The sequence below is a fragment of the Ruegeria sp. N10 genome (assembly GCF_056531545.1).
This window is the reverse complement of sequence record NZ_JBQFLY010000007.1, coordinates 46,871-72,183: the sequence shown is the minus strand read 5'-3', so window position 1 is coordinate 72,183 and position 25,313 is coordinate 46,871. Positions and strand designations below refer to the sequence as shown.

The window sequence follows — 25,313 nt, the reverse complement described above, 5'->3', positions numbered from 1 at the left end:
CTCAGGCCGGTTTCCGTTTGCGTTCGGCCACATCGTGGGCCAGTTGCTGTGTGTAATGTTCCAGATCGACCAGCGCGGCGTCGACGGTATCTGCGTCTCTGGCCTCAAGCGCGTCTGCAATTCTGGTGTGCAATGCGATGATTTCTTCGCGCGAACGTGCCGTGAAGGTAATCATGTTCATCAAAGGCTGCATCGCCTCGACCGCGCCAGCCAGTTGATAGGACAGGACCGGGTTGTCGGCCCCGTCCACCAGGGCCCTGTGAAACGTGACGTCTGAGGCACAAAATGCCTCATCCGTCAGGCCGGGCTGGGACTGGCGAAAGATTTCCGCCCGCATCGTGGCAAGCTGATCCGCCGTTCGTCTTTGGGCAGACAGGGGGGCACAGGCGCGCTCCAGCGCATAGCGGGCCTCGCAGGCCGTATCAAAGCTGACCGCGTTCATCGACAGCAGCAGGGTCGAGGTTGTGATCTGCTGCGAATGGGCATCTTCGAAACTCAGGCGGTTCACGAACGCACCTCCGGTAGCGCCACGCTGCGTGCGGATCAGGGACTGCGCCGCCAGTCGTTTCAAAGCCTCACGCACCGTTGGGCGCGAGACCTGAAATTGCTCGGAAAGTTCCGCTTCCGAGGGCAGGCGCGCATCCACGATCAACTCGCCTGAAACAATCGCGTCCCGGATGGCTTGCGCAATCTGGGCAGACAGGTCGGCGGTTTTCCGAGGCGCGGTTTTCATGTTGAGAAGACCCTGAGCAAATTTTTATTTGTCTGACATTTAAAAGTCTGACATTTGAAAAGCAAGAGAGTTGAGTCGGGAGGCCGAAGTGAGTCGTACTTGGCTGCGCAGCGGAATGTGGCTGGGCTTTTATGTCCTGATCCTGTGGGCGTGGTGGGTCATGTTCGCGATGGGCCGCGACATGGACCTTGACCTGATTGGTCGTCCGGGGCCCATGGGGCAGGCGATGGCTGCGATGGACCCGCGCATGGATATGTACATGCCGATGGCCGAGTTTGGCACGCTGTTCTGGATGTGGGCGATCATGATGGCGGCCATGATGCTGCCGACACTTGTGCCAACCCTGCGCAGCTATGACGACCTGATCCACGGTGCCAATGGCACCCGTGCCGGTTGGCTGGGTGTACTTGCAGGGTATTCGTTGGTTTGGGTCGGGTTTGCGGCTGTGATCGCGGGAACGCAGCGGGCCCTGCTGTTTGGTGGCGTGATTGATATGCTGGGCATTGCCAGGTCCGGCTGGGTTGCGGGCGGGTTGATGATCGCGGTTGGCGCGTTTCAGTTCTCGCGCGCCAAAGAGGTCTGCCATGGCGTGTGCCACGCCCCTATGGCCTATTTCCTGGGCCATTGGAGAACTGGATTTGCGGGCGGCGTCCGCATGGGGCTGGGCCTTGGTTCCTTCTGTGTCGGATGCTGCTGGGGTTTCATGGCGCTTGGTTTTGTGGGCGGTGTCATGAGCCTTTTGTGGATGGGTCTTGCGACCCTATTCATGGTTTTGGAGAAACTTCCCCAGATCGGTCATGCTGTAACCCGACCGGTGGGAATTGTATTGATTGCGGGCGGTCTTGTCCTGCTCGTTTACCCTATTAACTACGGAGGATAAGCCAATGGCAAAGAACAGAAAACCAGATGCCGACCGGTTGCCTGTCAGCCAGCGTATCGACAGCCGGATGCCCAATCCGAAACGGCGCGAGATGAGCCCGACGGACTGGACCATCAAGGGTGAGTTGATCCTGAACTGCTCGTGTGATGTGTTCTGTCCCTGCGTCGTTTCACTGGGCGCGCACCCTCCGACCGAAGGGCATTGTCATGCCTGGATGGGTATTGTCGTTGATGAGGGCCATTACGAGGGCGAGGACCTGTCGGGTCTGAATGTCGGCCTGCTGGTCGATATTCCCGGCCGGATGGGCGAAGGCCAGTGGAAAGTGGCGGCTTACGTAGATGAGCGCGCCAGCGGCAAAGCCTATAACGGGCTGCTGCAAATCTTCAGCGGGCAGGCGGGCGGTACCACCGGTCTGTTCACCATGCTCGTCAGCGAAATCATCGGGGCCGAACGGGCGCCGGTTCAGATCGAGCGTGATGGCACCAAACGCCGCATCATGATCGGTCGCAAGATTCAGGGCGAGATCGAGATGCTGGCGGGCAAAGACCCCGAACATCCCGTGATGGTTTCAAACTCAAAGTACTGGATGGGTCCTGACATCATCGTAGCCCGCGGCACCAAGTCGAAAGTGCGCGACTACGGGCGCGTTTGGGATTTTGGCGGCAAGTCCGCTGAAATCTGTCCGATCGATTGGCACGGGCCCAAGTGATGATCACAGGCGCACTTGCGCAAGAGATGGCGCGGTAAAATCACTGGCAAAACTCGCAGTTGGCCGAGTTTCTGCAATAGTTGTCGCATCAGAAACTGACTGTTGATTGGGCCAATCAAAAGGTGCTTAGTCGTAAAAGAGGTCGACATCACAATGTCTTACGAAAACTGTGTCATCCATATCTTCAACCATCAGACCCACCACCGGGATCAATTGCACAAAATGCTGACCGAAGTTGGTTCGCAAACGCCCGTCAGCGACATCGTCTTTATGCCCAAGGAGGTTTGAATGCCGCAGATTTCCGCCTCTCGCCGCTTGCGGCGCACACCGTTTTCAGAAGGGGTCGAGGCCGCAGGGGTCAAGGGATACACGGTTTACAACCGCATGTTGTTACCCACGGTCTTCGACAGCATCGAAGCCGATTACCGGCATCTGAAATCCCATGTGCAGGTCTGGGATGTCGCATGCGAGCGGCAGATCGAGCTGCGCGGACCGGACGCCGCGCGCTTGATGCAGATGCTGACCCCGCGCGATTTACGGGGGATGTTGCCGGGGCAATGTTTCTATGTCCCCATCGTGGACGAAACCGGAGGCATGCTGAATGACCCGGTTGCGGTAAAACTGTCCGAAGACCGCTGGTGGATTTCAATCGCTGACAGCGACCTGTTGTTGTGGGTCAAGGGAATCGCCGTTGGATATAGTCTGGATGTGCTGGTGGACGAACCGGATGTGTCACCTCTTGCTGTTCAGGGTCCCAAAGCCGACGACCTGATGGCGCGTGTCTTTGGCGACCGGGTGCGCGACATCCGGTTCTTCAAATTCGATATGTTCCAGTTTGAAGGTCGCGATCTGGCTGTGGCGCGATCGGGCTATTCCAAACAAGGCGGGTTCGAGATTTATGTGGAAGGCAGCGATATCGGCATGCCCCTTTGGAACGCCCTGTTTGCAGCAGGGGAAGATTTGCAGGTGCGCGCCGGATGCCCGAACGTGATCGAACGGATTGAAGGTGGTCTGCTGTCTTATGGCAATGACATGACCGACGACAACACCCCGCATGAGTGCGGTTTGGGCAAGTTCTGCAACACACATACCGCGATTGGCTGTATCGGTCGGGACGCGTTGCTGCGTGTGGCCAAGGAAGGGCCTGTTCAGCAAATCCGCCCCGTCGCCATTGCCGGCGATCCTGTACCGGGCTGCGACCGCCCATGGGGCCTTTACGCGGACGGCAAGCGTGTGGGGCAGGTGACCTCGGCCGCGTGGTCACCCGATTTCAACACCAACGTCGCCATTGGCATGGTAAGCCTGAGCCATTGGGATGCGGGAACGGAGCTGGACGTAGAAACACCAGATGGAATGCGCCGCGCGACCGTGCAGCCGCATTTCTGGATTTAAAGGGGGGTTTTGGGGGCGCTGCCCCCGTCGCTGCGCGACTCCCCCGGGATATTTGGGGCCAGGTGAAGCAACGGGCCGGTTACAGAAACACGAAAGGAATTGAGAGATGTTCAATGCACTTGTGATGGACAAGGACGAAGAAAGCGGTTTGGCGAGCGCGTCGGTCAGACAGCTTTCGCTGGATGATCTGCCGCACGGCGACGTCACGGTCGCGGTTGAATATTCCACAGTGAACTATAAGGATGGTCTGTGCCTGTCCCCCAAAGGGGGTGGTTTGGTGCGGGCGTATCCGCATGTCCCCGGAATTGATTATGCCGGTACTGTCGAGGCATCGACCGATGCGCGTTACAAGCCGGGTGACAAGGTTGTTCTGACCGGGTGGCGGGTAGGCGAGGCGCATTGGGGTGGTTATTCGCAGAAAGCCAGTGCCAAGGCGGACTGGCTGGTTCCTCTGCCGGATGGGCTTGATACCCGGCAGGCGATGGCTGTTGGTACCGCCGGGTTTACCGCGATGCTGGCCGTGATGGCGTTGGAGGATCACGGGCTGACCCCCGATCGCGGCCCGGTTCTGGTAACCGGGGCGGCCGGTGGTGTCGGGTCGGTGGCCACTGCCATTCTGGGTCATCTCGGCTATCAGGTGGCTGCCGTGACCGGGCGACCCGAAACCGGAGATTATCTGAAATCGCTGGGTGCAACGACAATAGTGCCCCGCGATGAGCTGAATGAGACTACCAAGCGCCCGTTGGAAAGTGAAACCTGGGCGGGTTGCGTGGATGCCGTGGGCGGTGCGATGCTGGCGCGTGTGCTTGGGCAAATGAAATACGGCTGCTCGGTCGCGGCCGTGGGTCTGGCGGGCGGTGCGGCGTTGCCTGCAACGGTGATTCCCTTCCTGCTGCGCGGTGTGAATCTTTTGGGCATCGACAGTGTCATGCAGCCCTATGAAAACCGGGTTCGTGCCTGGAAAAGGATCGCCACCGACCTGCCCATGGACAAGCTCGAGTCGATGGTTCAACCGGCGGCCTTGTCTGATCTTCCGCAACTGGGTGCCGATATCCTGAAAGGGCAGGTCAAAGGGCGCGTTGTTGTCGATGTGAATGCCTGAGCGCAGATGACAGCCTAAACCCGATACGATGCCGTGTCGGGTTTTGCGAAGGCGCGTTTGGTACAAAATGATCGCAACACCTCTGGCCATTGGTACAAAACCGCCTCATGATTGCTATACATCCCAAATGTGATGGCGTAAGACCCATCCAAAGAGTACCTGAATACGGGGAGTGAGCAGCATGTCTGACGACTTCGAACTGGACACCGATGACCTGAAACGCCGCATGGATGGCGCAATGGCCAATCTGAGAACCGAATTTGCCTCGCTGAGAACCGGGCGCGCCTCGGCTTCGATGCTTGAGCCTATTATGGTAGACGCTTACGGCTCGACGACACCGATCAACCAGGTGGGCACCGTCAACGTCCCAGAGCCGCGCATGGTCACTATAAATGTGTGGGATAAGTCATTGGTAGGAAAGGTTGAAAAAGCCATTCGCGAAAGCGGATTGGGCATCAACCCGCAGCTGAACGGCACAATCATAATGCTGCCGATTCCCGAGTTGAACGAAGAGCGTCGCCGTGAACTGGGCAAGGTCGCTGGCCAATATGCGGAAAGCGCCCGGATCGCGATCCGCAATGTGCGCCGGGACGGCATGGATCAGATCAAGAAGGCAAAAGCGGACGGTATGTCTGAAGACGACCAGAAGCTGTGGGAAAGCGAAGTGCAGGATCTGACGGATGCGATGATCAAGGCTGTAGATGCGGCGCTTGAAACCAAGCAAACTGAAATCATGCAGGTCTGATCTGGTCTGATGCCGAAAGATCCCCAAACTGATCCGGTCTGCGGCCCGCGCCATGTCGCTATCATCATGGATGGCAATGGCCGTTGGGCGCAGGCGCGTGGTCGCCCCAGGCTGTTTGGGCACCATGCCGGTGCGCGCCGTGTTCGCGAGGTTGTCGAGGCCTGCCCACATCTGGGGATCAAGTACCTGACTGTGTTTGCATTCTCGACCGAGAACTGGAAGCGAACGCAGGTTGAGGTGGCCGGGTTGATGAGCCTGTTTCGGCGCTACATCATCAAGGAGACACGGACCCTGGCGGATAATGGCATCCGGGTTCGGTTCATAGGTGATCGGGTAAGGTTGGATTCAAAACTGATCGAATTGATGGATTCACTGGAAGAAGAAACCAAGGACAACGACCTTGTTCATTTGACGGTCGCCCTGAATTATGGCGGTCGGGACGAGGTGGCGCGCGCCACCAAACGTCTCGCGCGGGATGTGGCCGACGGGCGGCTTAAACCCGAGGATGTGGATGAAGAAACGTTGCCTAAGTATCTGGATACACGCGTTCTTCCGGATCCCGACCTTGTCATTCGAACCAGTGGCGAAGCACGGATTTCAAATTTTCTGCTGTGGCAGTCCGCCTATTCCGAGTATGAATTTATAGATACGTTGTGGCCGGATTTCACCGCAGCAGAACTCGAAAGGCTATGTCGCAACTATGGGGCCAGAGAGCGCCGGTACGGGGCGGTTCTGGCATGAGTGATGGCCGGTGGTCTGATCTGACGAGCCGGGTCCTTTCTGCCGCCGTTCTGGTTGCGATAGGGGCGATCGAAGTCTGGCTTGGCGGTCTCTGGTTCGAGGTCTTCATTGCAGCTGCTTGTGGCCTGATGACCTGGGAACTGGTTCGGATGATTGACCCTGAAAGCCAGGGTGTGGCCGTGCAGTTGGGCGTTCTGAGTGCGTTTGCCGTTATCCTCAGCTACCACCTGCCGGCGCTATACACGCTCCCTGTCGTGCTTGCGCCAGCTTTGGTGGGTATGGGACAGATCAGCCGCTCGAAAACCTTGTACGGCTTGTTCGCGGTCTGGATTGTTGCGGCTGGTCTGGGTTTCATTTCCATTCGCGAAAACTCGGGTTTTGGCTGGATGGTCTGGCTGATAGCGGTGGTGGTGGCCACGGATGTGGCGGGCTATTTTGTGGGCAAAATGGTCGGAGGGCCCAAGTTCTGGCCAAAGATCAGCCCTAAGAAAACATGGTCGGGAACGGCAGGCGGATGGGCTGCCGCGGCCTGTGTCGGTATCGCCTTCGCAAGCCACGCGGGTTTCGGATTTGCCTTTGTTGTTGTTTCCGTTTTCGCATCAATGGCCAGCCAGGCGGGTGACATAATCGAAAGCGCGATCAAACGTAAGTTCGGGGTCAAGGACAGTTCGAACCTGATCCCCGGCCATGGCGGCTTTCTGGATCGGTTCGACGGCATGATGGGGGCTGCGGTGTTTGTTCTGATCGCAGGTCTTCTGTACACGCCGGGTGAGATGTAATGCGACGGATTTCCGTTCTTGGCGCCACGGGTTCGATCGGGCAAAACACGCTTGATCTGATTTCGCGTAATCCCGAAGACTATGATGTGGTGGCGCTTACCGGCGGCGCGAATATTCAACAGCTTGCCGATGACGCTCGTCGGTTGCGCGCCGATTTGGCTGTCACGGCACACGAAGACAGGTTGGAGGACCTGCGCGTCGCCTTGGCGGGCAGTGGGGTCGAAGTGGCGGCCGGGCCGCGCGCAATTGCCGAGGCTGCCGCGCGTCCGGCGGATTGGGTCATGTCAGCAATCGTCGGGGCAGCAGGCCTTGCGCCTGGGATCGAAGCCCTGAAACAAGGGAAGACACTGGCCTTGGCCAACAAGGAAACACTGGTCTGCGCCGGATCACTGGTTCTGGAAACTGCAAAAAACTATGACGCGCGTTTGCTTCCGGTCGACAGTGAGCATTCTGCCGTGTTTCAGGCGCTGGTCGGCGAAGATATCAAAACGGTCGAACGCGTGATTATCACCGCAAGTGGCGGAGCGTTCCGCGACTGGCCGCTGAAGGATCTGGCAACCGCCACCGTCGAACAAGCGTCCAGCCATCCGAATTGGGATATGGGACAGCGGATCACAATCGACAGTGCCTCGATGTTCAACAAGGCGTTGGAAGTAATAGAAACAAAAGAATATTTCGGAGTATCTCCGGATCAAATCGAAGTTTTGGTTCATCCTGAATCCATTGTCCATGCAATGGTCGGGTTTCGAGATGGCGCAATGATGGCACATATGGGCGCCCCCGACATGCGCCATGCCATAGGGTATGCGTTGCACTGGCCGGAAAGGCAGAAGCTGCCGGTTCAGCGGCTGGACCTGGCAAAGCTGGCTCAGCTACGCTTTAACGAACCGGATCTCACACGCTATCCAGCCCTAAAACTTGCTTGGGACGTCATGGAGTGCGGTGGGCTGGCCGGCGCGGTATTCAATGCCGCCAAGGAACGCGCGCTGGATCACTTCATTGCGCGCCGGATCGGCTTTCTTGATATGGCGGATACCGTTTCTGCCGTATTGGACAGGTTTGACGCAACGGGTGGCCTTATTGATGCCCCGATGACACTTGATAACGTACAGCAAACCGACCATCTGGCACGTCAGTGGGTCGATAACACTGTGATGGAACGAGCAGGATAGAATTTTGGACGTACTTTCCCTGATCCCGCAATTCGGCAATCTGCTGTGGACGATTGTTGCCTTTGTTATTGCGCTGTCGGTCATTGTGGCCGTGCATGAATATGGCCACTACATTGTGGGCAGGTGGTCAGGTATTCATGCCGAAGTCTTCTCGCTCGGGTTCGGGCCGGTGCTCTGGAGCCGCAAGGATAAGCGCGGAACCAAGTGGCAGATCGCAGCATTGCCTTTTGGTGGATATGTAAAGTTTCTGGGCGATGCCAATGCAGCCTCGGGCAAGGATGAAGAGGCGATGGAAGACATCGCGACCCAAAATCCTGAGGAGTTGCGCCGCACCATGCACGGCGCCCCGTTATGGGCACGGGCAGCAACTGTCGCGGCTGGCCCGGTCTTTAATTTCGCCATGTCCATTCTGGTTTTTGGCCTGATCTTCTGGTCACAGGGCGTTTCGCGTGAACCCCTGACCGTTGGCGCGTTGCAGCCTTTGCCAGGCACCGTGCAGGAATTGCGCGAGGGAGATGTGATTACGGCTATCGCCGGTCGTCCGACACCGGACTATGACGAAGAAGGCGCATGGAAGGAGTTCATCGACGACCTTCCTGTTCAACCGGTTCTGGATTATTCTGTGATCCGGGACGGTGAACCTCTTGAGGTTCAGGCCCCATGGATGTTCCCGCCGCTGATCCGCCAGGTTGCCCCGCGTAGCGCGGCTATGGATATCCAGCTGAAGCAAGGGGATGTCATCACCTCGGTCAATGGTGAACCGATCTTTGCCTTCGATCAGCTAAAGGATCATGTCGAAGGATCAGACGGTCGCGTCTTACTGCTTGAGGTCTGGCGAGATGGGTCCGAGTTGGAATTTGCCCTGGCGCCCCGGCGCACGGATGAACCGCAGCCTGATGGTGGTTTTGTCACCCATTGGCGCATCGGAATCGTCGGTGGCATGATGCTGGAGCCTGCTACGGTACCGGCTGGTCTTTTCGATTCCCTAAAGGGCGGTGTCATCCAGACAGGCCGCATCATCGAAGGGTCCTTGTCCGGCATGTGGCACATGGTGACGGGCGCAATCAGCACCTGCAACATCTCGGGGCCAATCGGAATTGCCGAAACCTCGGGGGCGATGGCCAGCCAGGGGGCGCAGAACTTTATCTTCTTCATTGCTGTCCTTTCGACGGCCGTAGGCTTGTTGAACCTGTTTCCCATTCCGGCGCTGGATGGCGGGCATCTGGTTTTCTACGCCTACGAGGCCATTGCCGGGAAACCACCCAGCGACCGGGCGTTGCGCATACTCATGGGCATTGGAATTGCGATCATTCTGACGCTGATGCTGTTTTCGGTCAGCAACGACCTGTTCTGCTGAATGTGGCGGCTGGAGCAAATTCCAGCCGCATTCCCGCCATATTTCAGCGCTAGAGTATTCCCGTCAAAAGGGAACAGTCATGTCCAAAACGCTGAAAAAATCGTATCAAAGCTTTAGCTTCCTGTTCATGTTGAATTGGGACGTTATGCTGAGCTTTGCCGTTACAGCGTTGGCAATGGCTGGGGCCGCCTATCTGGCGGGAATGTGATTCTCGGCTAAATCGTAGGTCTGTTGTCCCGTGGCTGTCTGCCTGACTGCTTCGATATCGCCTTTTGACAAGCTCATTCAATCCCGTTACTCAGCATTAAAGTCTCAAAATTCTGGGTAGAGCATAAAATGACTGACAGGCGAGACGCAGGCACATCCTGCGGGGGGCATAAGCCGATAAACAATATTTTGTGGCAGGCGCTAACGGTTTTTTTCCTTTTTGTTGCGGTAAGCTTACTGGCGTTTCCACATGCGGCATCGGCGCAAAGCTACACGATCAACTCGTTTGATGTTGAGGGGAATCGCCGGATCGAAACCGGGACAATCATCGCTCGTACCGGAATAGAACCGGGCCAGACCGTAACGGCCGGACAGCTTAACGATGCCTATCAGCGTTTGCTTGACAGTGGTGTATTTGAAACAGTCGAACTGACACCGCGCGGCACGACTCTGGTCATTCAGGTTCAGGAATACCCAACGATCAACCAGATCAGCATTGAAGGGAATGCTCGCGTCAAAGACGACGTTCTTCTGGACGTGATCTCGTCGCAACCACGCCGGGTTTTTACGCCTCAGGCGGCCGAAGCGGATGCTGACACGATCGCCGAAGTGTATTCGGCCCAGGGTCGTGTCGCGGCAACTGTCATTCCTCGCATCATCCGTCGCAGCGACAACCGGGTCGATCTGGTCTTTGAAGTGGCAGAAGGCACGACCATTGAGGTCGAGCGCGTCAGCTTTGTCGGCAACCGCGCCTTTTCGGACCGGAGGCTGCGCCGGGTACTGGAAACCAAACAGGCAACGTTTCTGCGGACATTCTTCCGCAACGACACGTTTATCGGCGACCGCATCGAATTCGACAAACAAGTCATTCGTGATTTCTACCTGTCGCGGGGCTATATCGATTTCCGTGTGAACAGCGCCAACGTCGAATTTACCCGCGAACGGGATGCCTTCTTTCTGGTGATGAACGTCACCGAAGGCCAAAAGTTCTCGTTTGGAAAGATAACGACGGTTAGCGAAATCGCCGGGGTCGATGCGGCGCCGTATCAGGATGCGCTGAAAATCAAACCTGGCGTGACCTATACGCCGACGCTGGTGGAAAACTCGATCGCGCGGCAAGAGCGCCTTGGGTTGAAGCAGGGCGTTGATTTCCTGCGTGTTGAACCGCGTGTGACGCGCAATGACCGAGATCTTACCCTGGACGTCGAATTTGTTCTGACGAAGGGTCCGCGTATTTTTGTTGAGCGGATCGATATCGAAGGCAACACCACCACGCTGGACCGTGTGATCCGCCGTCAGTTCGACACCGTCGAAGGTGACCCGTTCAACCCGCGTGAAATCCGTCAGGCCGCGGAACGCATCAATGCGCTTGGGTTCTTTGCGGTTGCGGAAGTTGAGCCTCGGGAAGGGTCGTCACCCAGCCAGGTCATTCTGGATGTTGATGTCGAAGAACAGCCTACAGGCTCTCTGAGCCTTGGCGGCAGCTACTCGGTCACAGACGGCTTCGGGATTGCAATCGGCCTGAACGAGGCGAACTTCCTGGGACGCGGTCAGAATCTTGGTGTGTCCATCTCGACAGCACAGGATTCAGAACAGTACACGATTAACTTTACCGAGCCCTATTTGCTGGGCCGAAAGCTGCGTTTCGACCTTGGACTGGGTCTGTCGGCAACCAATTCCGGCTTTGCAAGTTACGACACGAGCTCGTTGTTTTTCACACCTCAACTGACCTATGCAATCGGCGAACTTTCTGCTCTTCGGTTGCGCTATGACTGGGACCGCAGCGAGATGACCCAGCAGAGCGATCAGGTCAACGGTGCGGTGATTGCGTCTGAGATTGCGCAGGGGAAACGGACATCCAGCTCGCTGGGACTGTCATACATCTATGACAGCCGGATCGGTGGTCTGGACCCGAATTCAGGCGTTCTGTTCGAGGTTGGCGTCGACGCGGCGGGTCTTGGTGGCGATAACAAATACTTCAAAACCACCGCTCGCGGGATCGCCCAAACACGGGTCTGGAACGAAGAAGTCGTTCTGCGTGCAACACTGGAACTGGGTGCGTTTAATTGGACTGGCGATGGTTTCAGCCGCGCTGTTGACCGCTTTGTTTTGGGGCCTCGTACCTTGCGCGGGTTTGAACCGGCCGGTATTGGCCCGCGTGATTTGTCCAATGGCCAGGATGATGCCATCGGTGGCAACTATTACTGGGTCGCGCGTTTTGAAACCGATTTCCCCTTGGGTCTGCCCGAGGAGCTGGGCCTGCGGGGCGGTCTGTTCTATGATGTTGGAAACCTATACAACATCAACGATGTGAACACCGCAGGGGCAAATATCGTTGGTGCAGACGGGTCCATTCGTCACGTAATCGGCATCTCGGTCCTGTGGGAAACACCGTTTGGACCTTTGCAGTTCAACTTCTCGAAGGCTCTGAAAAAGGAAACGTTCGACAAGGAACAGAACTTTGACCTGACCATTCAGGCTCGGTTCTGATCTGCGATGACGAACAGGTTCTTTACCTTGATACAGGGCCCGCTTTGGGCCCTGTGTGCATTTTTGATGCTGTTTCAGGCCCCTTCGGCTGAAGCACAGCAACTGGGTGTTCCGCAAGCCAGCGTGGTCACATTGTCCGGCGAGCAGCTGTTCAAGAATTCGGCATTCGGGCAGCGTGTTTTGCGCGAGATCGAAAAAGAAAGCGCGATGCTTGCGGAAGAAAATGAACGGATCGTCGCGGAACTCAGCCGCGAGGAAAAAGACCTGACTGAAAAGCGTGCAACCATGCCAGCCGAAGAGTTTCGACCTCTGGCCGAAGCTTTCGATGTCAAGGTGCAGTCCCACCGTGATGGGCAAAGAGCAAAGCTTGACGCGTTGGCGCGTCGCAGCGAAGAGGCGCAACAGACGTTCTTTGAAATAGTTCGTCCGATCCTTGTTGATTTGCTGCGCGACTTTGGGGCCAGCGTGATCATCGAACGTTCCAATGTCGTTGTAAGCACGTCAGATATCACAGAAGCTGCGATAACCCGTGTAAACACGGCAATTGGCGATGGCAGCGGGCTGCAAAAGGACAAGAGCGAATAGGTTCGCTTGCCCTTACGAGGCTGTATTGCTAACCACGCTGAAAAAGAAACATTCAGAACGGGATACCTGCATCATGACAACGGAACCCAAAAGCGCCGATATTCAGTTGATCCAAAGGATCCTGCCGCATCGTTATCCGTTTTTGCTGGTCGATAAGGTGGTTGACATCTCTGGCTATCAATCGGCCCGCGGTATCAAGAACGTCACCATGAACGAGCCGCATTTCCAGGGGCATTTTCCGGGAACTCCGATCATGCCAGGTGTTACCATCGTTGAGGCGATGGCGCAGACCGCAGGCGTGATGCTGGGCGTGGGTATGGATGTCATCGACACCGAGTTGCTGATCTATTTCATGAGCATCGACAAGTGTAAATTCCGCCGGAAAGTTGTTCCTGGCGACGTGCTAGAAATGCATGTCGAAACGGTTCGCGGCAAGAAGGGTGGCAAGCTTTTCAAATTCAACGGCCGCGCAACTGTTGATGGTGAAGTAGCCGCCGAGGCAGAATTCTCGGCCTATGTCGATTGGGATATGGAAAAAACAACATGAGCGGTATCCATCCCAGCGCGATTATCGAAGACGGGGCGCAGATCGGGCAGGATTGCATCATCGGTCCTTTCAGCTATGTGGGCGCCAATGTAAAACTGGCTGATCGGGTCGAGTTGAAGTCTCATGTCGTTGTGACCGGTGATACATCGATTGGCGAAGACACCGTGATCTTTAATTTTTCGGTGATCGGTGAGATTCCTCAGGACCTGAAATTCGGCGGTGAAAACACACGCCTTGAAATCGGTCAGCGCAACCGCATTCGCGAGCATGTAACGATCAACACCGGAACCGAAGGCGGCGGTGGCGTAACCCGGATCGGGGATGATTGCCTGCTGATGGCAGGTGTTCATGTGGCCCATGACGTACAGATCGGCAACCGGGTTATCATGGTGAACCACGCGGGCGCAGCCGGTCACTGTATCGTCGAGGATGATGTAATCGTCGGTGGCATTTCGGGCCTGCACCAATGGGTGCGCGTTGGACGTGGGGCTATCATCGGTGCGCTCACCATGGTGCCCAAAGACGTCATTCCCTACGGACTGGTACAAGCATCCAGGGGTGAGCTTGAAGGTCTGAACCTCGTGGGTCTCAAGCGTAAAGGTGTTTCGCGCGAAGACATCTCGGCATTGCGTGCCGCGTTTAAGGAGTTGTCTGAAGGCGAAGGAACGTTCATGGATCGCGCCTACCGTCTTGGTCAGGGTAACGACTGCGACTATGTGCAGCGGATCGTTGATTTTGTCACCGGACACAGCGATCGGTCGTTCCTGACACCGAGGAAATAGGAACATGCTTGCGTTGATTGCGGGAACCGGGGCGCTGCCGACCGAATTGGTTGCCCAATTGGCGGAACGTCCGCTGATCTGCGCGATGGAAGGTTTCCTGCCGGATGATCTGGTCGCAGATATCGTGTTTCCGCTTGAACAGCTTGGCAGTTTTATCGCCGGGCTTCAGGCGAAGGGCGTGACCGAGATCTGCATGGCCGGCGCAGTTCGGCGCCCGAAGGTTGATCCTAAACGTATTGACGCGGCAACGATGCCATTGGTTCCGGTGATCCAGCAGGCCATGCTGTCGGGTGATGACGGAGCATTGCGGGCTGTCATTGGCCTGTTGGAAGGCGCAGGATTGCGGGTGTGTGCCGCGCATGAAATCGCCCCTGGCCTGTTGCCGCCTTTGGGCTGTCTGACTGATGTGCACCCATCCGAGAGTGATATGGCAGATGCAGACCGCGCTGCCGGAATTCTGCGGGCCATGGGAACTGCGGATATAGGTCAGGCCTGTGCCGTTTCAAAAGGGCAGGTGTTGGCAATCGAAGGCATCTTTGGAACCGCTTGGATGCTTCAGTCCCTGACACAACGCCCGGATGCGGGGGGCGGCATACTGTTCAAAGGCCCAAAGCCCGATCAAGATCGGCGTGCTGATCTGCCTGCCATCGGGCTCGACACCGTCACGGATGCGGTCGCGGCAGGCTTGTCTGGCATCGTTCTGGAAAAGGGCGGTGTGCTGGTTTTGGAAAAAGAACAGGTCATCGCCGAATGTAACCGTCTTGGGCTGTTCCTGTATATCCGCGAGCGAGCGGTCTGATGCGTGTTTTTCTGGTCGCCGGTGAACCTTCGGGCGATCGGCTGGGCGCCGCGCTGATGGAGGGGCTGAAAACCCTGATCCCCGATATTGAATTCGACGGCGTGGGCGGACCATTGATGGCGGCTCAGGGGCTGACCAGCCGGTTTCCGATGTCGGAACTTTCGGTGATGGGTTTGATCGAGGTTCTGCCGAAGTTTTTCCACCTCAAGCGTCGAATCTCGGAGACCGCGCAAGCAGTGTTGGACACGCGGCCGGACGTTCTGATCACCATCGACAGCCCCGATTTCAGCCTGCGTGTCGCCAAAATCGTCAAAGTCGCCAGTGATATCCGCACCGTGCATTACGTCGCGCCCAGTGTCTGGGCCTGGCGTCCGGGGCGAGCGGATAAAATGGCAAAGGTCATCGACCATGTGCTGGCACTGCTTCCGTTTGAGCCGCCATACATGGAGCGGGCAGGGATGGAGTGCGACTTTGTCGGCCATCCAGTTGCCAGCGAACCGACGGCAACACAGGCTGAGATTGCAGCATTCCGGAGCAGGTACGACCTAGGGGATGCACCAGTCCTGCTGGCTCTGCCCGGATCGCGCCGGGGTGAGATCGAGCGTCTGGCAGACACGTTTGGTGAGGCATTGCGGCTGTTTTTGACGGATCATCCCAGTTATCGCGTCGTGGTTCCAACCGTGGGTGCAACAACTGATCTGGTCAACGATATGACGCAAAACTGGCCGGGCGCACCAATAGTGCTCGACCCGCGCCAAATCGGGGCCGGGCAAGCCACCATCGAAAAACGCGCGGCCTTTGGCACAGCACGTATTGCGCTGGCCGCTTCGGGTACGGTTTCTTTGGAACTGGCCGCGCAGAATACACCCATGGTGATCGCCTACAAACTCAATTGGCTGACCCAGAAAATGGCTGAACGCATGGTCAAGCTGGACACTGTTACATTGGTCAACCTGGTATCTGAAACACGCGCCGTGCCTGAATGCCTGCTGAACGATTGCCAGCCAGAAAAGATCGCCAAGGCCCTGCATGATGTGACCAGTGCCCCCGACGCTCAGCAACTTGCGATGAACCTGACAATGGAAAGGTTGGGGCGCGGAGGAGAAGCTCCGGGATTGCGGGCGGCACGAGCTGTGCTGGACAGAATGCAGATTGAGCATGCTTGATCACACGCTGTTCGCCGCTTCAGCCGGGATTGCCATGATTTCCACCAATCTGGACAATCTGGCCGTCTTGCTGGGTTTGATACTGGTGATCGAGCAGCGCCGCGCCATCATTGGCTTTGCCGTCGCGCAAACAATTGTTCTGACATTGGCCATGACCGTCGCTTTGGGCGTTGACCAGAGCGGCGCGCCGTTTTGGATCGGGTTTCTGGGTCTTGTGCCACTGGCCTTTGGTCTGCGCGGTATCTGGAGGCAGCTTTTCGGGGCCAATTCTGAAGGAACCGAGGCAAAAGGGGCCGTAACATCGGTGGTTACCCTGTTCCTGAGCCTGTCGATTGACAGTTTCGCGGTCATGACACCGCTATTGGCGGAGTCTGCCCCTTCATACCGTGTTGCCGCCTTGATCGGCGCAGCACTGGCCGCTTCAGTTCTGGTCGTAGTTGCCGCCTGGGGCGCACCTCGGGCCAAAAGCCTTGGGCCACGCGTCGCCCGTATGGATCGGATCGCCCCATATATCATGGTCTGCGTCGGGCTTTACATCCTCTTCAATTCGCCCACGGATGCCCTGTAACAGATCTGTTTCGGCATTCCGTCTCGGGTTTGTTATCCGCGACCGTCTGTTGCAGCCGTGCGGACTTAAGATATCCTCGCTGAAAAGGAGATTTCATCATGACCCGCATCCCCCCTTTGTCAGACCCTGAGATGGCAGACGAGACACGCGCGTCACATGCGGCTTTGGGTGCTTATGGCCCGTTCGACAATTGGGCCCGGGTTGCCGCACATTGTCCACCGGTTCTGGAACATGTCGCCGGCATGTTGACGGCGTTGCGGGAACAGCAAACTTTGCCGCGTCGTGCGCTGGAACTGGCCATGGTGACGGTTTCCAAATTGAACGCCTGTGACTACTGCGTCTCGCATCATACTCCACTGTTGACGGTTGCAGGTCTCAGCCCCGAAGGCGCGGCGCGTTTGCCAGATGTCGACAACCACCCCGAACTGGACGCGTGCGACAAGGCCGTCGTGCGATACGCCGAGGCTGTAACGACACGATCAGGCCGTATACGCGACGCCGAGGTTTCCGGCCTGCGGGACTGGTTCAGCGATGCCCAGATTGTCGAGTTAACCTGGCGCATCGCATTGTGCGGTGCATTCAACCGGTTCAACGATGCGCTTCAGATCCAGATCGAACCAGAGGTTGAACCGGTTTCGGCCTAGTATCCGCGCCAGATCCAGCCGCCACCAAAAATGCGGCTGCCTTCCGAGGCATAGAAGACGCAGGCCTGACCGGGCGAGATGCCTTCTTCGGGTGTCAGCAATTCAACTTCGGCAGTGGTGTCGGACAGCGGTCGAATAATGGCCTCGCGCGGGGGGCGGGTCGAACGGACCTTGACTGAAAGGTGCCATTCTTCGCGCGAAGTGAAGGGTTCATCGCCCAGCCAGTTGATCTCACGCACGGGAACGACACGCGTTGCCAGCATCTCTTTGGGGCCGACGACGACCTGTTTCTTGTCCACGTCCAGCTTGACCACATAAAGCGGCTCGCTCAGGCCGCCGATGCCCAGGCCGCGCCTTTGGCCGATCGTGTAGTGGATCACACCGTTATGCTGTGCCAGTACGTGGCCATCGGCATGAACAATCTCGCCCGGTTCCGCAGCACCGGGGCGCAGCTTTTCAATGACGCTGGCATAGTTGCCGTCGGGCACAAAGCAGATGTCCTGACTGTCGGGCTTGTCCGCCACAGACAACCCATATTGAGCCGCCATTTCGCGGGTCGCGTCTTTTGAGGGCAAATGACCAAGCGGGAAGCGCAGGAAATCAAGCTGTTCCGGCGTTGTCGAAAACAGGAAATAGGATTGGTCCCGGTTGGCATCTTCGGCGCTGTGCAGTTCCGGGCCGTCTGGCCCCATTTTGCGCTGGATATAGTGCCCGGTGGCCATACAGTCGGCCTCAAGATCCTTGGCGGTTTCCAGAAGGTCCTTGAATTTTACCCGCTCGTTGCAGCGAATGCAGGGGACGGGTGTTGCGCCTGCCAGATAGCTTTCCGCGAACTCATCGATCACCGCGTCTTTGAAGATGTTTTCGTAGTCCAGAACATAGTGGGGAAACCCACGCTCTTCTGCCACGCGGCGCGCATCGTGGATATCGATCCCGGCACAACACGCCCCTTTCTTGGCCAGAGCCGCGCCATGGTCATAGAGTTGCAGTGTCACCCCCACCACATCATAGCCCTGATCGGCCAAGTAGGCCGCGACGACAGAGCTATCGACGCCCCCTGACATGGCCACAACCACCCGCGTTTCCGACGGCGGTTTGGCAAAGCCAAGCGAGTTCAGCGGGGTCTCGGTGTCGAGGGCCATTGGCGGTTCCTGTCCGGGTTAAGAAAGACCGGCAGAATATAGGAAAATTCTACACACTCTCAAGAGGCGGTTTCATACGACCTTAAGTAGGCTGGCGTCAGCTTTGATGCAGCAAAAAGGGTAAAGCGATGTATTTGCACAAAGTGGAAGGGCCAAGGTCTGTTTCTCTGCCGGACGGGTCCATACTGACGCGCGCCGATCTGCCGCCAACAAGCACAAGGCGGTGGGTGGCCTCACGCAAGATTCTGGTCGTGCGTGGGGTGCTTTACGGGCTGATCAGCCTGTCTGAGGCAAAACAGAAATACGGCATAAGTGACGAAGAGTTCAACGGCTGGGTTTCCCTAGTCGCGGAACACGGTGTCGAGGCTTTGAAAGCCACGGCCTTAAAAAAGTATCGACAACCTAAAGGAGAGCGAGAATAAATGATTCAACGCTAACGTCAGATTAACCATTCTTGGTCAGGTTTGATTTTAATTGGAATTATTGACCCGAATTGGAGCAGTGAAAATGCGTATACTTCTTGTCGAGGATGATCCGACCACGTCTAAAAGCATCGAACTGATGCTGACGCATGCGAACCTAAACGTTTATGCAACGGATCTTGGCGAAGAAGGTATCGATCTGGCAAAGCTCTACGATTACGACCTGATCTTGCTGGACCTGAACCTGCCGGACATGAACGGGCATGAAGTGTTGCGCCAGTTGCGGATTTCCCGGGTGGAAACACCGATCCTGATCCTTTCGGGCGCAGATGATACGGACAGCAAGATCAAAGGTTTCGGGTTTGGCGCGGATGACTATCTGACCAAACCCTTCCACCGCGAAGAACTGGTGGCCCGCATTCATGCCATCATCCGCCGGTCGAAAGGGCATTCGCAGTCCATCATCCACACAGGTCGCGTGGCCGTAAATCTGGACGCCAAGACCGTTGAGGTGGACGGAAAAACCGTGCACCTGACAGGAAAAGAGTACCAGATGCTGGAATTGCTCAGCTTGCGTAAGGGTACGACTCTGACCAAGGAAATGTTTCTGAATCACTTATACGGCGGCATGGATGAACCTGAGCTGAAGATCATCGACGTCTTCATCTGCAAACTGCGCAAAAAGCTCAGCAATGCAACCGGTGGTGAGAATTATATCGAAACCGTTTGGGGGCGGGGCTACGTGTTGCGCGACCCGCAAAGCAACACTCTGGACGAGACGCGAATGGCGGTCGGCCTCTGATTTGAACCGTTTGTGTCGCTGGTGGTCCAGGGCGGCACATTGCACTCACGGCTCAGCACATCTGGACCTGGCCATGACCTCGCCCTATCACTGAGGTCCAAGAACGCGTGACAGGGCGAGGCCATGAGCAATTCCATTCCCATATCAGACCTGACGGATGATGAGGCGCGTGCCGAACTGGCGCGGTTGGCGGACATCCTGTCGCGAGCCAACACTCTGTATCACGCAGAAGATGCGCCCGAGTTGTCGGATGCGGATTATGATGCCCTCAAACGCAGAAACGCCGAGATCGAGGCGCGTTTCCCCCACTTGAAACGTGCTGACAGCCCAACAGAGCAAGTCGGTGCCAAACCGGCGGACGGGTTTTCGAAAGTTACTCATGCCGTCCGAATGATGTCACTGGGCAACGCGTTCGACGATGGGGACATTGCCGATTTCGACACCTCGATTCGCAAATATCTGGGCCTTGATGCAGGCGCGCCGCTGGCTTTCACAGCCGAACCCAAGATTGACGGCCTGTCTTTGTCCTTGCGCTATGAGAGCGGACAGCTGGTTCAGGCCGCAACGCGGGGCGACGGTGAAGTTGGCGAGAACGTGACGGCCAACGCCTGCACTGTCTCTGATATTCCACAGCAGATTGAAAACGCGCCTGACGTTCTTGAGGTTCGGGGTGAGATTTACATGTCCCACTTTGATTTCGAAGCCTTGAACACGCGACAAGCCGAACGGGGGGGCAAACCCTTTGCCAACCCGCGCAATGCGGCGGCAGGGTCGCTGCGCCAGCTGGATTCGGAAATTACCCGATCCCGCCCATTGCGTTTCTTCGCCTATGCCTGGGGTGAACTGTCAGAGCCTTTGGCGGATACCCAGATGGGAGCAATTGAGCGTCTTGCGACGCTTGGGTTCCCCACGAATTCCTTGACGCGCCTATGTGCCACGACTGAGGACATGATCGCTCATTACCGGGATATCGAAGCGCAGCGTGCGACTTTGGGGTATGACATCGATGGGGTCGTCTACAAGGTAAACGATCTGTCTTTGCAGGTACGTCTGGGTTTCCGCTCAACGACGCCAAGATGGGCAATTGCGCATAAGTTCCCAGCCGAACTGGCCTGGACCAGATTGGAGGCGATCGACATTCAGGTTGGTCGAACAGGGGCGCTTAGCCCCGTGGCACGGTTGCATCCTGTAACGGTTGGCGGAGTGGTAGTCTCCAATGCCACATTGCACAACGAAGATTACATCGCAGGGCGCGATGCCAAGGGCGGCGCGATCCGTGAAGGAAAAGATATCCGAGTGGGCGATTGGGTTCAGGTTTATCGCGCTGGCGATGTGATCCCCAAACTGTCGGATGTCGACTTGTCCAAACGCCCCGCCGATGCACGCCCTTTTGCCTTTCCGACACATTGCCCCGAATGCGGGAGTGATGCGATCCGCGAAGAAGGCGACGCGGTTCGACGGTGCACCGGCGGCCTGATCTGTCCCGCGCAGGCCGTTGAAAAACTAAAACATTTCGTGTCGCGCAAAGCCTTTGATATAGAAGGGCTGGGCGCAAAACAGATTGAAATGTTCTATGGGGATCCAACCCTTCCGATCAATGCGCCAGCTGATATTTTCACGCTGGAACAGCGGGACGCAGCCAGTCTGACGCGGTTGAAAAACCGGGACGGGTGGGGCGAAACATCTGCCAGGAACCTGTTCGAAGCCATTGATGAAAAGCGGAAAATTCCCTTTGCGCGCTTGTTGTTCGCACTGGGCATTCGACATGTTGGTGAAGTCGGTGCGCGCGATCTGGCGCTTTTTTACCGCGATTGGGATGCGATGGCACTCGCGTTGGACACTGCGCGCCCGGCCGCGCTGGCCCAACGGCAGGCCGATGAGGCGGAAGATACAGAGCGTACGGCAGCGCAGCTTGAAGGGCGTCGCGCGCGCGTGAAAGAAGTGCGGGACGCAGCCACCGCGGAGGCCAATGTCGCAGCCGACGCCAATGCCGCCTGGGCAGAGCTGATCGGCATCGACGGTATTGGCGCAACGCTTGGCCTTTCATTGTCGGACGCATTTGCCAATGAAGAGGAACGACGGGCTTTCGACACGCTGCGCAACGAATTGACGGTTATCGCCCCCGACGCGCCAGCCTCGGACAGTCCGGTGGCGGGTAAAACCGTAGTGTTCACCGGAACGCTGGAAAAGATGACCCGCGCCGAAGCCAAAGCGCGAGCCGAGGCGTTGGGCGCTAAGGTTTCCGGCTCTGTCAGCAAGAAAACCGATATTCTGGTCGCGGGGCCCGGGGCAGGGTCAAAGGCGAAAAAGGCGGCGGAACTTGGGATCGAAACTTTGGACGAGGATGGCTGGCTTCAGCTGATAGAAGGCGCATGAGCGGACGCCCCGAACAGCTTTTCCCGCTATTTGCGGGGCTGGAAACGTTGGATGGCGTCGGCCCCAAGACGGCACAGGCCATGGCGCAGACCGGGGTGGAATCCCCGCGCGATGTTCTGTTCAGCCTGCCTTATGCCGTGGTGGATCGGCGCAGGCGGGATACAATTCAGGGGGTGGACCTGCCAGCCACTCTGACCGTGGAAGTGACAGTCGGCCCGCACAGGCCGCCTCACAACAAGGGAGGGGCTTATCGCGTTCATGTCGAAGACAGTCAGGCCGATTTCCAGCTGGTCTTTTTCCACGCACGTGGTGAATATCTGAAAAAAGTTTTGCCGCAAGGATCTCGCCGCGTGGTTTCCGGCAAGTTGGAACTGTTCGACGGCATGGCGCAGATGGTGCACCCTGACCACATGCTGCCCGTTGAACAAGCCGGAGATATCCCGGAATTCGAACCGGTCTACCACCTGACGCAAGGGCTGACCCAGAAAACAGCGTTCAAGGCCAGCCGCAGCGCATTGGCACGCGCACCCAAGCTAGAGGAATGGATCGATCCGGCGCAGGTGTCACAGCAAAACTGGCCGAGCTGGTCTGCGGCCATTCACGCCGGTCACAATCCGCGCGGCGCTGATGATGTCGCGCCGTTTGCCCCTGCGCGTCAGAGATTGGCGTATGACGAATTGTTTGCGCATCAGCTGACGCTCGCTCTGGCCCGGCAGCGAGAGCGCAAGTCGCGGGGGATAGTCAGCGTGGGAACCGGGGCACTGCAATCTAAAGTGCTGGCAAGCCTTCCCTATCGCCCGACTGATGCACAAACGCGCGCTATTGATGAGATTTCGGCTGATATGGCGTCTGACGCCCGAATGAACCGACTGTTACAGGGCGACGTCGGCGCCGGTAAGACGCTGGTGGCCTTCATGGCGCTTCTGATCGCCGTTGAGGCAGGCGGGCAGGGCGTGATGATGGCCCCGACCGAAATTCTGGCACGCCAGCATCTGGAAGGGTTGCGCCCACTGGCCGAGCAGGCCGGAGTGGTTCTGGAACTGCTTACCGGACGTGATAAGGGCGCGGAGCGGCGTGCCAAGCTTGAGGCACTTAAACAAGGCGATATTCACATTCTGGTTGGCACACATGCAGTGTTTCAAAGTGATGTTGAATTCAAGGCGCTGAGATTGGCCATCGTCGACGAACAGCACCGGTTTGGCGTGCGGCAGAGAATGGAATTGTCGGAAAAAGGCAAGGGGGCCGATGTTCTGGTAATGACCGCCACTCCGATCCCACGTAGTCTTGCGCTGGCGCAATATGGCGACATGGATGTTTCGGTGCTGGATGAAAAGCCTCCGGGGCGAAAACCGATCAAAACGGCGATTGTCAACACACAGCGCATGGACGAAGTCATCGCCCACCTGCGGCGAGCGATTGATGAAGGGCGACAGTGTTACTGGGTGTGCCCTCTGGTCGACGAATCCGAAGTTTCGGACCTGACGGCGGCCGAGGAACGCTTCAAACGTTTGCGGGCCATTTTAGGCGAGGGAGTGGTGGGACTGGTTCACGGACAGATGCCACCCGCCGACAAAGACGCCGCGATGAGCGCGTTTCAGAACGGGCAAACAAAGGTCCTTGTTGCCACGACGGTGATCGAGGTCGGCGTGAACGTACCCAACGCAACGATCATGGTCATTGAACGGGCCGAGATCTTTGGGCTGGCGCAATTGCACCAGTTGCGGGGGCGCGTCGGGCGCGGGGATGCGGAATCCACTTGTTTGCTGATGTATCAACCACCGCTCAGCGACGGAGGGCGCAAGCGGCTGGAGGTTCTGCGCGAGACAGAAGATGGCTTCCGAATCTCGGAAACTGACCTTGACATGCGAGGCGCGGGCGATCTGATCGGGACTGCGCAATCCGGGTTGCCAAAATTCCATATCGCGGACCTGGAACGTCAGGCAGGATTGATGGCCGTCGCCCAATCCGATGCGCGGGCGCTGCTAACGACCGATCCCAAACTGACCTCTGACAGGGGACGGGCCGCACGCGTACTGTTGTGGTTGATGAAACAGGATCAGGCGATCCGTTTGATTTCAGTGGGTTAGCTGTAATGTTCTTCAAAGTTCACAAATGTTCTCAAAAAGTTCTTTACCTACATCAAAAAATATGAGAACAAAAGGTCAACAAAGGATTAAAGCTCTGACCGGAGGTGACCGTATGCTGACCCAGATCAAGACCGCTTTCAGCCGCGCGCAATCGACCATCCTGCAGGATGCCGTTGGCGTGTTGTCTTTGGTCGTGATGCTGATGGTGGCCCTTCACCTGCCGGTTGGTTTCTAAGCCTTTCTGCCTGCGATCTCGTGCCGAAAAATCCGCGCTGTCATCCCCATTTCAGTCAAGGGTGACCTGCCTGTCCCAAACCCCTTGAGGGGCCATGCCTCGGCCCCGCGCGGTACACCGGACCCCACGCGAGACACGCAATACCTGCCGCCGCCCTTTCGCCCGGAAAGCGCGGCGGCTTTTTTTACAATTGGCCGGTTTTGAAGATTTCCAACAGCGCGGACAGGACTGAGTTGGCAGCAACCGAGGCCAAAATCATCCCCATAACACGGCTGACGATCGCCGCGCCTGAATGGCCGATCAGCCGAATGATGGGCTCGGCCAATAGCATCAGTACAAACGCAACCAGCAATACAGAAAGCATGACAAGCGCTGTGATACCCTGATCAGCGATACTGTAACGGTGGTTGTCGGTCAGGATAACGATTGCCAGCATCGCGCCAGGGGATGCCAATGAAGGCACGGCCAGCGGGAATATCGCCGGGTTCTGCTGGTGATACGCGTCTTCACGATCTTCTTCGGCTTGCCGTTGTTCGACCTCTTGTTTGCTTTCACCAAAGATCATCGTCAGGGCAAACAGAAACAGGATAATGCCGCCAGCGACCTGAAACGAATTCAGCCCGATATCCAGCGCTTCGATCAGCACCTGACCAAATACAAGGAAAAACAGCAATACGGCAGCACTTATCACGGCTGCTAACAGCGCTGTCCGCCGCCGGCCTGCCGCGTCCAATCCCGCAGTAACGGCGATGAAAACGGGAATTGTTCCAATCGGGTCGATAACGACCCAAAGCGTCACGAAATGCTCGAGCAAATTATTCAAACCCATCCCTCCTGAAATCTTGGCAGAG

At 57.2% G+C, this 25,313-nt stretch carries 27 protein-coding genes; 24 read left to right on the top strand and 3 right to left on the bottom strand.

Annotation, left to right across the window (positions count from 1 at the left end; genetic code table 11):
* Position 1 precedes the first annotated feature (1 nt).
* Entirely contained in the window at positions 2–733 is a 732-nt protein-coding gene (locus ACR0JI_RS11465) for a FadR/GntR family transcriptional regulator (RefSeq protein WP_480493229.1), read from the bottom strand.
* A gap of 115 nt (positions 734–848) precedes the next feature.
* On the opposite strand from ACR0JI_RS11465, the gene ACR0JI_RS11460 reads away from it, so the two are divergent.
* From ACR0JI_RS11460 to ACR0JI_RS11370, 19 genes are all read left to right on the top strand, one after another.
* Positions 849–1,613: a DUF2182 domain-containing protein gene (locus ACR0JI_RS11460; protein ID WP_480493554.1), complete on the top strand. Its 765-nt coding sequence runs from the start codon at positions 849–851 to the stop codon at positions 1,611–1,613.
* A gap of 4 nt (positions 1,614–1,617) precedes the next feature.
* Positions 1,618–2,322 (top strand): DUF1326 domain-containing protein, encoded by a 705-nt coding sequence (locus ACR0JI_RS11455; RefSeq protein ID WP_480493227.1) that lies wholly within the window; start codon positions 1,618–1,620, stop codon positions 2,320–2,322.
* 153 nt (positions 2,323–2,475) lie between these two features.
* Positions 2,476–2,610 carry a DinB family protein gene (locus ACR0JI_RS11450; protein ID WP_480472651.1) on the top strand — a complete coding sequence of 45 codons (135 nt, stop codon included), beginning with the start codon at positions 2,476–2,478 and terminating at the stop codon, positions 2,608–2,610.
* Positions 2,611–3,714: a dimethylsulfoniopropionate demethylase gene (locus ACR0JI_RS11445; RefSeq protein WP_480493225.1), complete on the top strand. Its 1,104-nt coding sequence runs from the start codon at positions 2,611–2,613 to the stop codon at positions 3,712–3,714.
* Between the two features lie 106 nt (positions 3,715–3,820).
* The gene (acuI, locus tag ACR0JI_RS11440; protein ID WP_480493223.1) at positions 3,821–4,816 is read left to right on the top strand and encodes an acryloyl-CoA reductase; all 996 of its coding nucleotides are present in this window, start codon (positions 3,821–3,823) and stop codon (positions 4,814–4,816) included.
* 181 nt (positions 4,817–4,997) lie between these two features.
* Positions 4,998–5,561 (top strand): ribosome recycling factor, encoded by a 564-nt coding sequence (gene frr / locus ACR0JI_RS11435; RefSeq protein ID WP_480472657.1) that lies wholly within the window; start codon positions 4,998–5,000, stop codon positions 5,559–5,561.
* A 9-nt stretch (positions 5,562–5,570) separates the two neighbouring features.
* Complete coding sequence (locus tag ACR0JI_RS11430; protein ID WP_480472659.1) at positions 5,571–6,302, top strand: isoprenyl transferase; 732 nt, start codon at positions 5,571–5,573, stop codon at positions 6,300–6,302.
* Positions 6,299–7,081: a phosphatidate cytidylyltransferase gene (locus tag ACR0JI_RS11425; protein WP_480472661.1), complete on the top strand. Its 783-nt coding sequence runs from the start codon at positions 6,299–6,301 to the stop codon at positions 7,079–7,081. Before ACR0JI_RS11430 ends, ACR0JI_RS11425 begins: the two co-directional genes overlap by 4 nt.
* Positions 7,081–8,253 carry a 1-deoxy-D-xylulose-5-phosphate reductoisomerase gene (gene dxr, locus ACR0JI_RS11420; RefSeq protein ID WP_480493221.1) on the top strand — a complete coding sequence of 391 codons (1,173 nt, stop codon included), beginning with the start codon at positions 7,081–7,083 and terminating at the stop codon, positions 8,251–8,253. The genes ACR0JI_RS11425 and dxr overlap by 1 nt, the downstream gene beginning before the upstream one ends.
* 4 nt (positions 8,254–8,257) lie before the next feature.
* On the top strand, positions 8,258–9,610 hold the full coding sequence (rseP, locus tag ACR0JI_RS11415) for an RIP metalloprotease RseP (RefSeq protein ID WP_480493219.1): 1,353 nt from the start codon (positions 8,258–8,260) through the stop codon (positions 9,608–9,610).
* Positions 9,611–9,689: 79 nt separating this feature from the next.
* Positions 9,690–9,818: a hypothetical protein gene (locus ACR0JI_RS11410; RefSeq protein WP_267364732.1), complete on the top strand. Its 129-nt coding sequence runs from the start codon at positions 9,690–9,692 to the stop codon at positions 9,816–9,818.
* A 128-nt stretch (positions 9,819–9,946) separates the two neighbouring features.
* Complete coding sequence (gene bamA, locus ACR0JI_RS11405; RefSeq protein WP_480493218.1) at positions 9,947–12,307, top strand: outer membrane protein assembly factor BamA; 2,361 nt, start codon at positions 9,947–9,949, stop codon at positions 12,305–12,307.
* Between the two features lie 6 nt (positions 12,308–12,313).
* Positions 12,314–12,892 carry an OmpH/Skp family outer membrane protein gene (locus ACR0JI_RS11400; RefSeq protein WP_480493217.1) on the top strand — a complete coding sequence of 193 codons (579 nt, stop codon included), beginning with the start codon at positions 12,314–12,316 and terminating at the stop codon, positions 12,890–12,892.
* A gap of 73 nt (positions 12,893–12,965) precedes the next feature.
* Entirely contained in the window at positions 12,966–13,439 is a 474-nt protein-coding gene (fabZ, locus tag ACR0JI_RS11395) for a 3-hydroxyacyl-ACP dehydratase FabZ (protein WP_267364735.1), read from the top strand.
* On the top strand, positions 13,436–14,221 hold the full coding sequence (gene lpxA / locus ACR0JI_RS11390) for an acyl-ACP--UDP-N-acetylglucosamine O-acyltransferase (RefSeq protein ID WP_480493216.1): 786 nt from the start codon (positions 13,436–13,438) through the stop codon (positions 14,219–14,221). Before fabZ ends, lpxA begins: the two co-directional genes overlap by 4 nt.
* Positions 14,222–14,225: 4 nt before the next feature.
* Positions 14,226–15,020, top strand: coding sequence for an LpxI family protein (locus tag ACR0JI_RS11385; protein ID WP_480493215.1), 795 nt, complete (start codon positions 14,226–14,228; stop codon positions 15,018–15,020).
* Positions 15,020–16,186: a lipid-A-disaccharide synthase gene (gene lpxB, locus ACR0JI_RS11380; protein WP_480493214.1), complete on the top strand. Its 1,167-nt coding sequence runs from the start codon at positions 15,020–15,022 to the stop codon at positions 16,184–16,186. The genes ACR0JI_RS11385 and lpxB overlap by 1 nt, the downstream gene beginning before the upstream one ends.
* A complete protein-coding gene (locus ACR0JI_RS11375) occupies positions 16,179–16,754 on the top strand; it encodes a hypothetical protein (protein ID WP_480493212.1) in 576 nt (191 codons plus the stop codon). Before lpxB ends, ACR0JI_RS11375 begins: the two co-directional genes overlap by 8 nt.
* A 98-nt stretch (positions 16,755–16,852) precedes the next feature.
* Complete coding sequence (locus tag ACR0JI_RS11370) at positions 16,853–17,398, top strand: carboxymuconolactone decarboxylase family protein (protein WP_480493210.1); 546 nt, start codon at positions 16,853–16,855, stop codon at positions 17,396–17,398.
* On the opposite strand, the gene mnmA is transcribed toward ACR0JI_RS11370, so the two are convergent.
* On the bottom strand, positions 17,395–18,540 hold the full coding sequence (gene mnmA / locus ACR0JI_RS11365) for a tRNA 2-thiouridine(34) synthase MnmA (protein ID WP_480493209.1): 1,146 nt from the start codon (positions 18,538–18,540) through the stop codon (positions 17,395–17,397). The two genes, ACR0JI_RS11370 and mnmA, sit on opposite strands and share 4 nt — an antisense overlap.
* A gap of 128 nt (positions 18,541–18,668) precedes the next feature.
* Here mnmA and sciP point away from each other — a divergent pair, with 128 nt between their 5' ends.
* From sciP to ACR0JI_RS11340, 5 genes are all read left to right on the top strand, one after another.
* The gene (gene sciP / locus ACR0JI_RS11360) at positions 18,669–18,962 is read left to right on the top strand and encodes a CtrA inhibitor SciP (protein WP_267364743.1); all 294 of its coding nucleotides are present in this window, start codon (positions 18,669–18,671) and stop codon (positions 18,960–18,962) included.
* 85 nt (positions 18,963–19,047) lie between these two features.
* On the top strand, positions 19,048–19,764 hold the full coding sequence (gene ctrA, locus ACR0JI_RS11355) for a response regulator transcription factor CtrA (RefSeq protein WP_480485691.1): 717 nt from the start codon (positions 19,048–19,050) through the stop codon (positions 19,762–19,764).
* Positions 19,765–19,887: 123 nt separating this feature from the next.
* On the top strand, positions 19,888–22,140 hold the full coding sequence (ligA, locus tag ACR0JI_RS11350) for an NAD-dependent DNA ligase LigA (RefSeq protein ID WP_480493207.1): 2,253 nt from the start codon (positions 19,888–19,890) through the stop codon (positions 22,138–22,140).
* Complete coding sequence (recG, locus tag ACR0JI_RS11345) at positions 22,137–24,227, top strand: ATP-dependent DNA helicase RecG (RefSeq protein ID WP_480493206.1); 2,091 nt, start codon at positions 22,137–22,139, stop codon at positions 24,225–24,227. Before ligA ends, recG begins: the two co-directional genes overlap by 4 nt.
* A 112-nt stretch (positions 24,228–24,339) precedes the next feature.
* Positions 24,340–24,462, top strand: coding sequence for a hypothetical protein (locus ACR0JI_RS11340; protein WP_267366389.1), 123 nt, complete (start codon positions 24,340–24,342; stop codon positions 24,460–24,462).
* 184 nt (positions 24,463–24,646) lie between these two features.
* On the opposite strand, the gene ACR0JI_RS11335 is transcribed toward ACR0JI_RS11340, so the two are convergent.
* The gene (locus ACR0JI_RS11335; RefSeq protein WP_480493204.1) at positions 24,647–25,285 is read right to left on the bottom strand and encodes a MarC family protein; all 639 of its coding nucleotides are present in this window, start codon (positions 25,283–25,285) and stop codon (positions 24,647–24,649) included.
* Positions 25,286–25,313: the final 28 nt, after the last annotated feature.

What these genes read in the sequence shown, in the direction of transcription:
- ACR0JI_RS11455 (WP_480493227.1), top strand. Translation starts at nt 1,618, where the DNA reads ATGGCAAAGAACAGAAAACCAGATGCCGACCGGTTGCCTGTCAGCCAG.
- lpxA (WP_480493216.1), top strand. Translation starts at nt 13,436, where the DNA reads ATGAGCGGTATCCATCCCAGCGCGATTATCGAAGACGGGGCGCAGATC.
- ACR0JI_RS11430 (WP_480472659.1), top strand. Translation starts at nt 5,571, where the DNA reads ATGCCGAAAGATCCCCAAACTGATCCGGTCTGCGGCCCGCGCCATGTC.
- ACR0JI_RS11445 (WP_480493225.1), top strand. Translation starts at nt 2,611, where the DNA reads ATGCCGCAGATTTCCGCCTCTCGCCGCTTGCGGCGCACACCGTTTTCA.
- ACR0JI_RS11340 (WP_267366389.1), top strand. Translation starts at nt 24,340, where the DNA reads ATGCTGACCCAGATCAAGACCGCTTTCAGCCGCGCGCAATCGACCATC.
- ACR0JI_RS11410 (WP_267364732.1), top strand. Translation starts at nt 9,690, where the DNA reads ATGTCCAAAACGCTGAAAAAATCGTATCAAAGCTTTAGCTTCCTGTTC.
- ligA (WP_480493207.1), top strand. Translation starts at nt 19,888, where the DNA reads ATGAGCAATTCCATTCCCATATCAGACCTGACGGATGATGAGGCGCGT.
- ACR0JI_RS11450 (WP_480472651.1), top strand. Translation starts at nt 2,476, where the DNA reads ATGTCTTACGAAAACTGTGTCATCCATATCTTCAACCATCAGACCCAC.
- sciP (WP_267364743.1), top strand. Translation starts at nt 18,669, where the DNA reads ATGTATTTGCACAAAGTGGAAGGGCCAAGGTCTGTTTCTCTGCCGGAC.
- bamA (WP_480493218.1), top strand. Translation starts at nt 9,947, where the DNA reads ATGACTGACAGGCGAGACGCAGGCACATCCTGCGGGGGGCATAAGCCG.
- ACR0JI_RS11375 (WP_480493212.1), top strand. Translation starts at nt 16,179, where the DNA reads ATGCTTGATCACACGCTGTTCGCCGCTTCAGCCGGGATTGCCATGATT.
- ACR0JI_RS11465 (WP_480493229.1), bottom strand. Translation starts at nt 733, where the DNA reads ATGAAAACCGCGCCTCGGAAAACCGCCGACCTGTCTGCCCAGATTGCG.
- lpxB (WP_480493214.1), top strand. Translation starts at nt 15,020, where the DNA reads ATGCGTGTTTTTCTGGTCGCCGGTGAACCTTCGGGCGATCGGCTGGGC.
- fabZ (WP_267364735.1), top strand. Translation starts at nt 12,966, where the DNA reads ATGACAACGGAACCCAAAAGCGCCGATATTCAGTTGATCCAAAGGATC.
- dxr (WP_480493221.1), top strand. Translation starts at nt 7,081, where the DNA reads ATGCGACGGATTTCCGTTCTTGGCGCCACGGGTTCGATCGGGCAAAAC.
- recG (WP_480493206.1), top strand. Translation starts at nt 22,137, where the DNA reads ATGAGCGGACGCCCCGAACAGCTTTTCCCGCTATTTGCGGGGCTGGAA.
- ctrA (WP_480485691.1), top strand. Translation starts at nt 19,048, where the DNA reads ATGCGTATACTTCTTGTCGAGGATGATCCGACCACGTCTAAAAGCATC.
- ACR0JI_RS11400 (WP_480493217.1), top strand. Translation starts at nt 12,314, where the DNA reads ATGACGAACAGGTTCTTTACCTTGATACAGGGCCCGCTTTGGGCCCTG.
- ACR0JI_RS11385 (WP_480493215.1), top strand. Translation starts at nt 14,226, where the DNA reads ATGCTTGCGTTGATTGCGGGAACCGGGGCGCTGCCGACCGAATTGGTT.
- ACR0JI_RS11425 (WP_480472661.1), top strand. Translation starts at nt 6,299, where the DNA reads ATGAGTGATGGCCGGTGGTCTGATCTGACGAGCCGGGTCCTTTCTGCC.
- acuI (WP_480493223.1), top strand. Translation starts at nt 3,821, where the DNA reads ATGTTCAATGCACTTGTGATGGACAAGGACGAAGAAAGCGGTTTGGCG.
- ACR0JI_RS11460 (WP_480493554.1), top strand. Translation starts at nt 849, where the DNA reads ATGTGGCTGGGCTTTTATGTCCTGATCCTGTGGGCGTGGTGGGTCATG.
- mnmA (WP_480493209.1), bottom strand. Translation starts at nt 18,540, where the DNA reads ATGGCCCTCGACACCGAGACCCCGCTGAACTCGCTTGGCTTTGCCAAA.
- frr (WP_480472657.1), top strand. Translation starts at nt 4,998, where the DNA reads ATGTCTGACGACTTCGAACTGGACACCGATGACCTGAAACGCCGCATG.
- ACR0JI_RS11370 (WP_480493210.1), top strand. Translation starts at nt 16,853, where the DNA reads ATGACCCGCATCCCCCCTTTGTCAGACCCTGAGATGGCAGACGAGACA.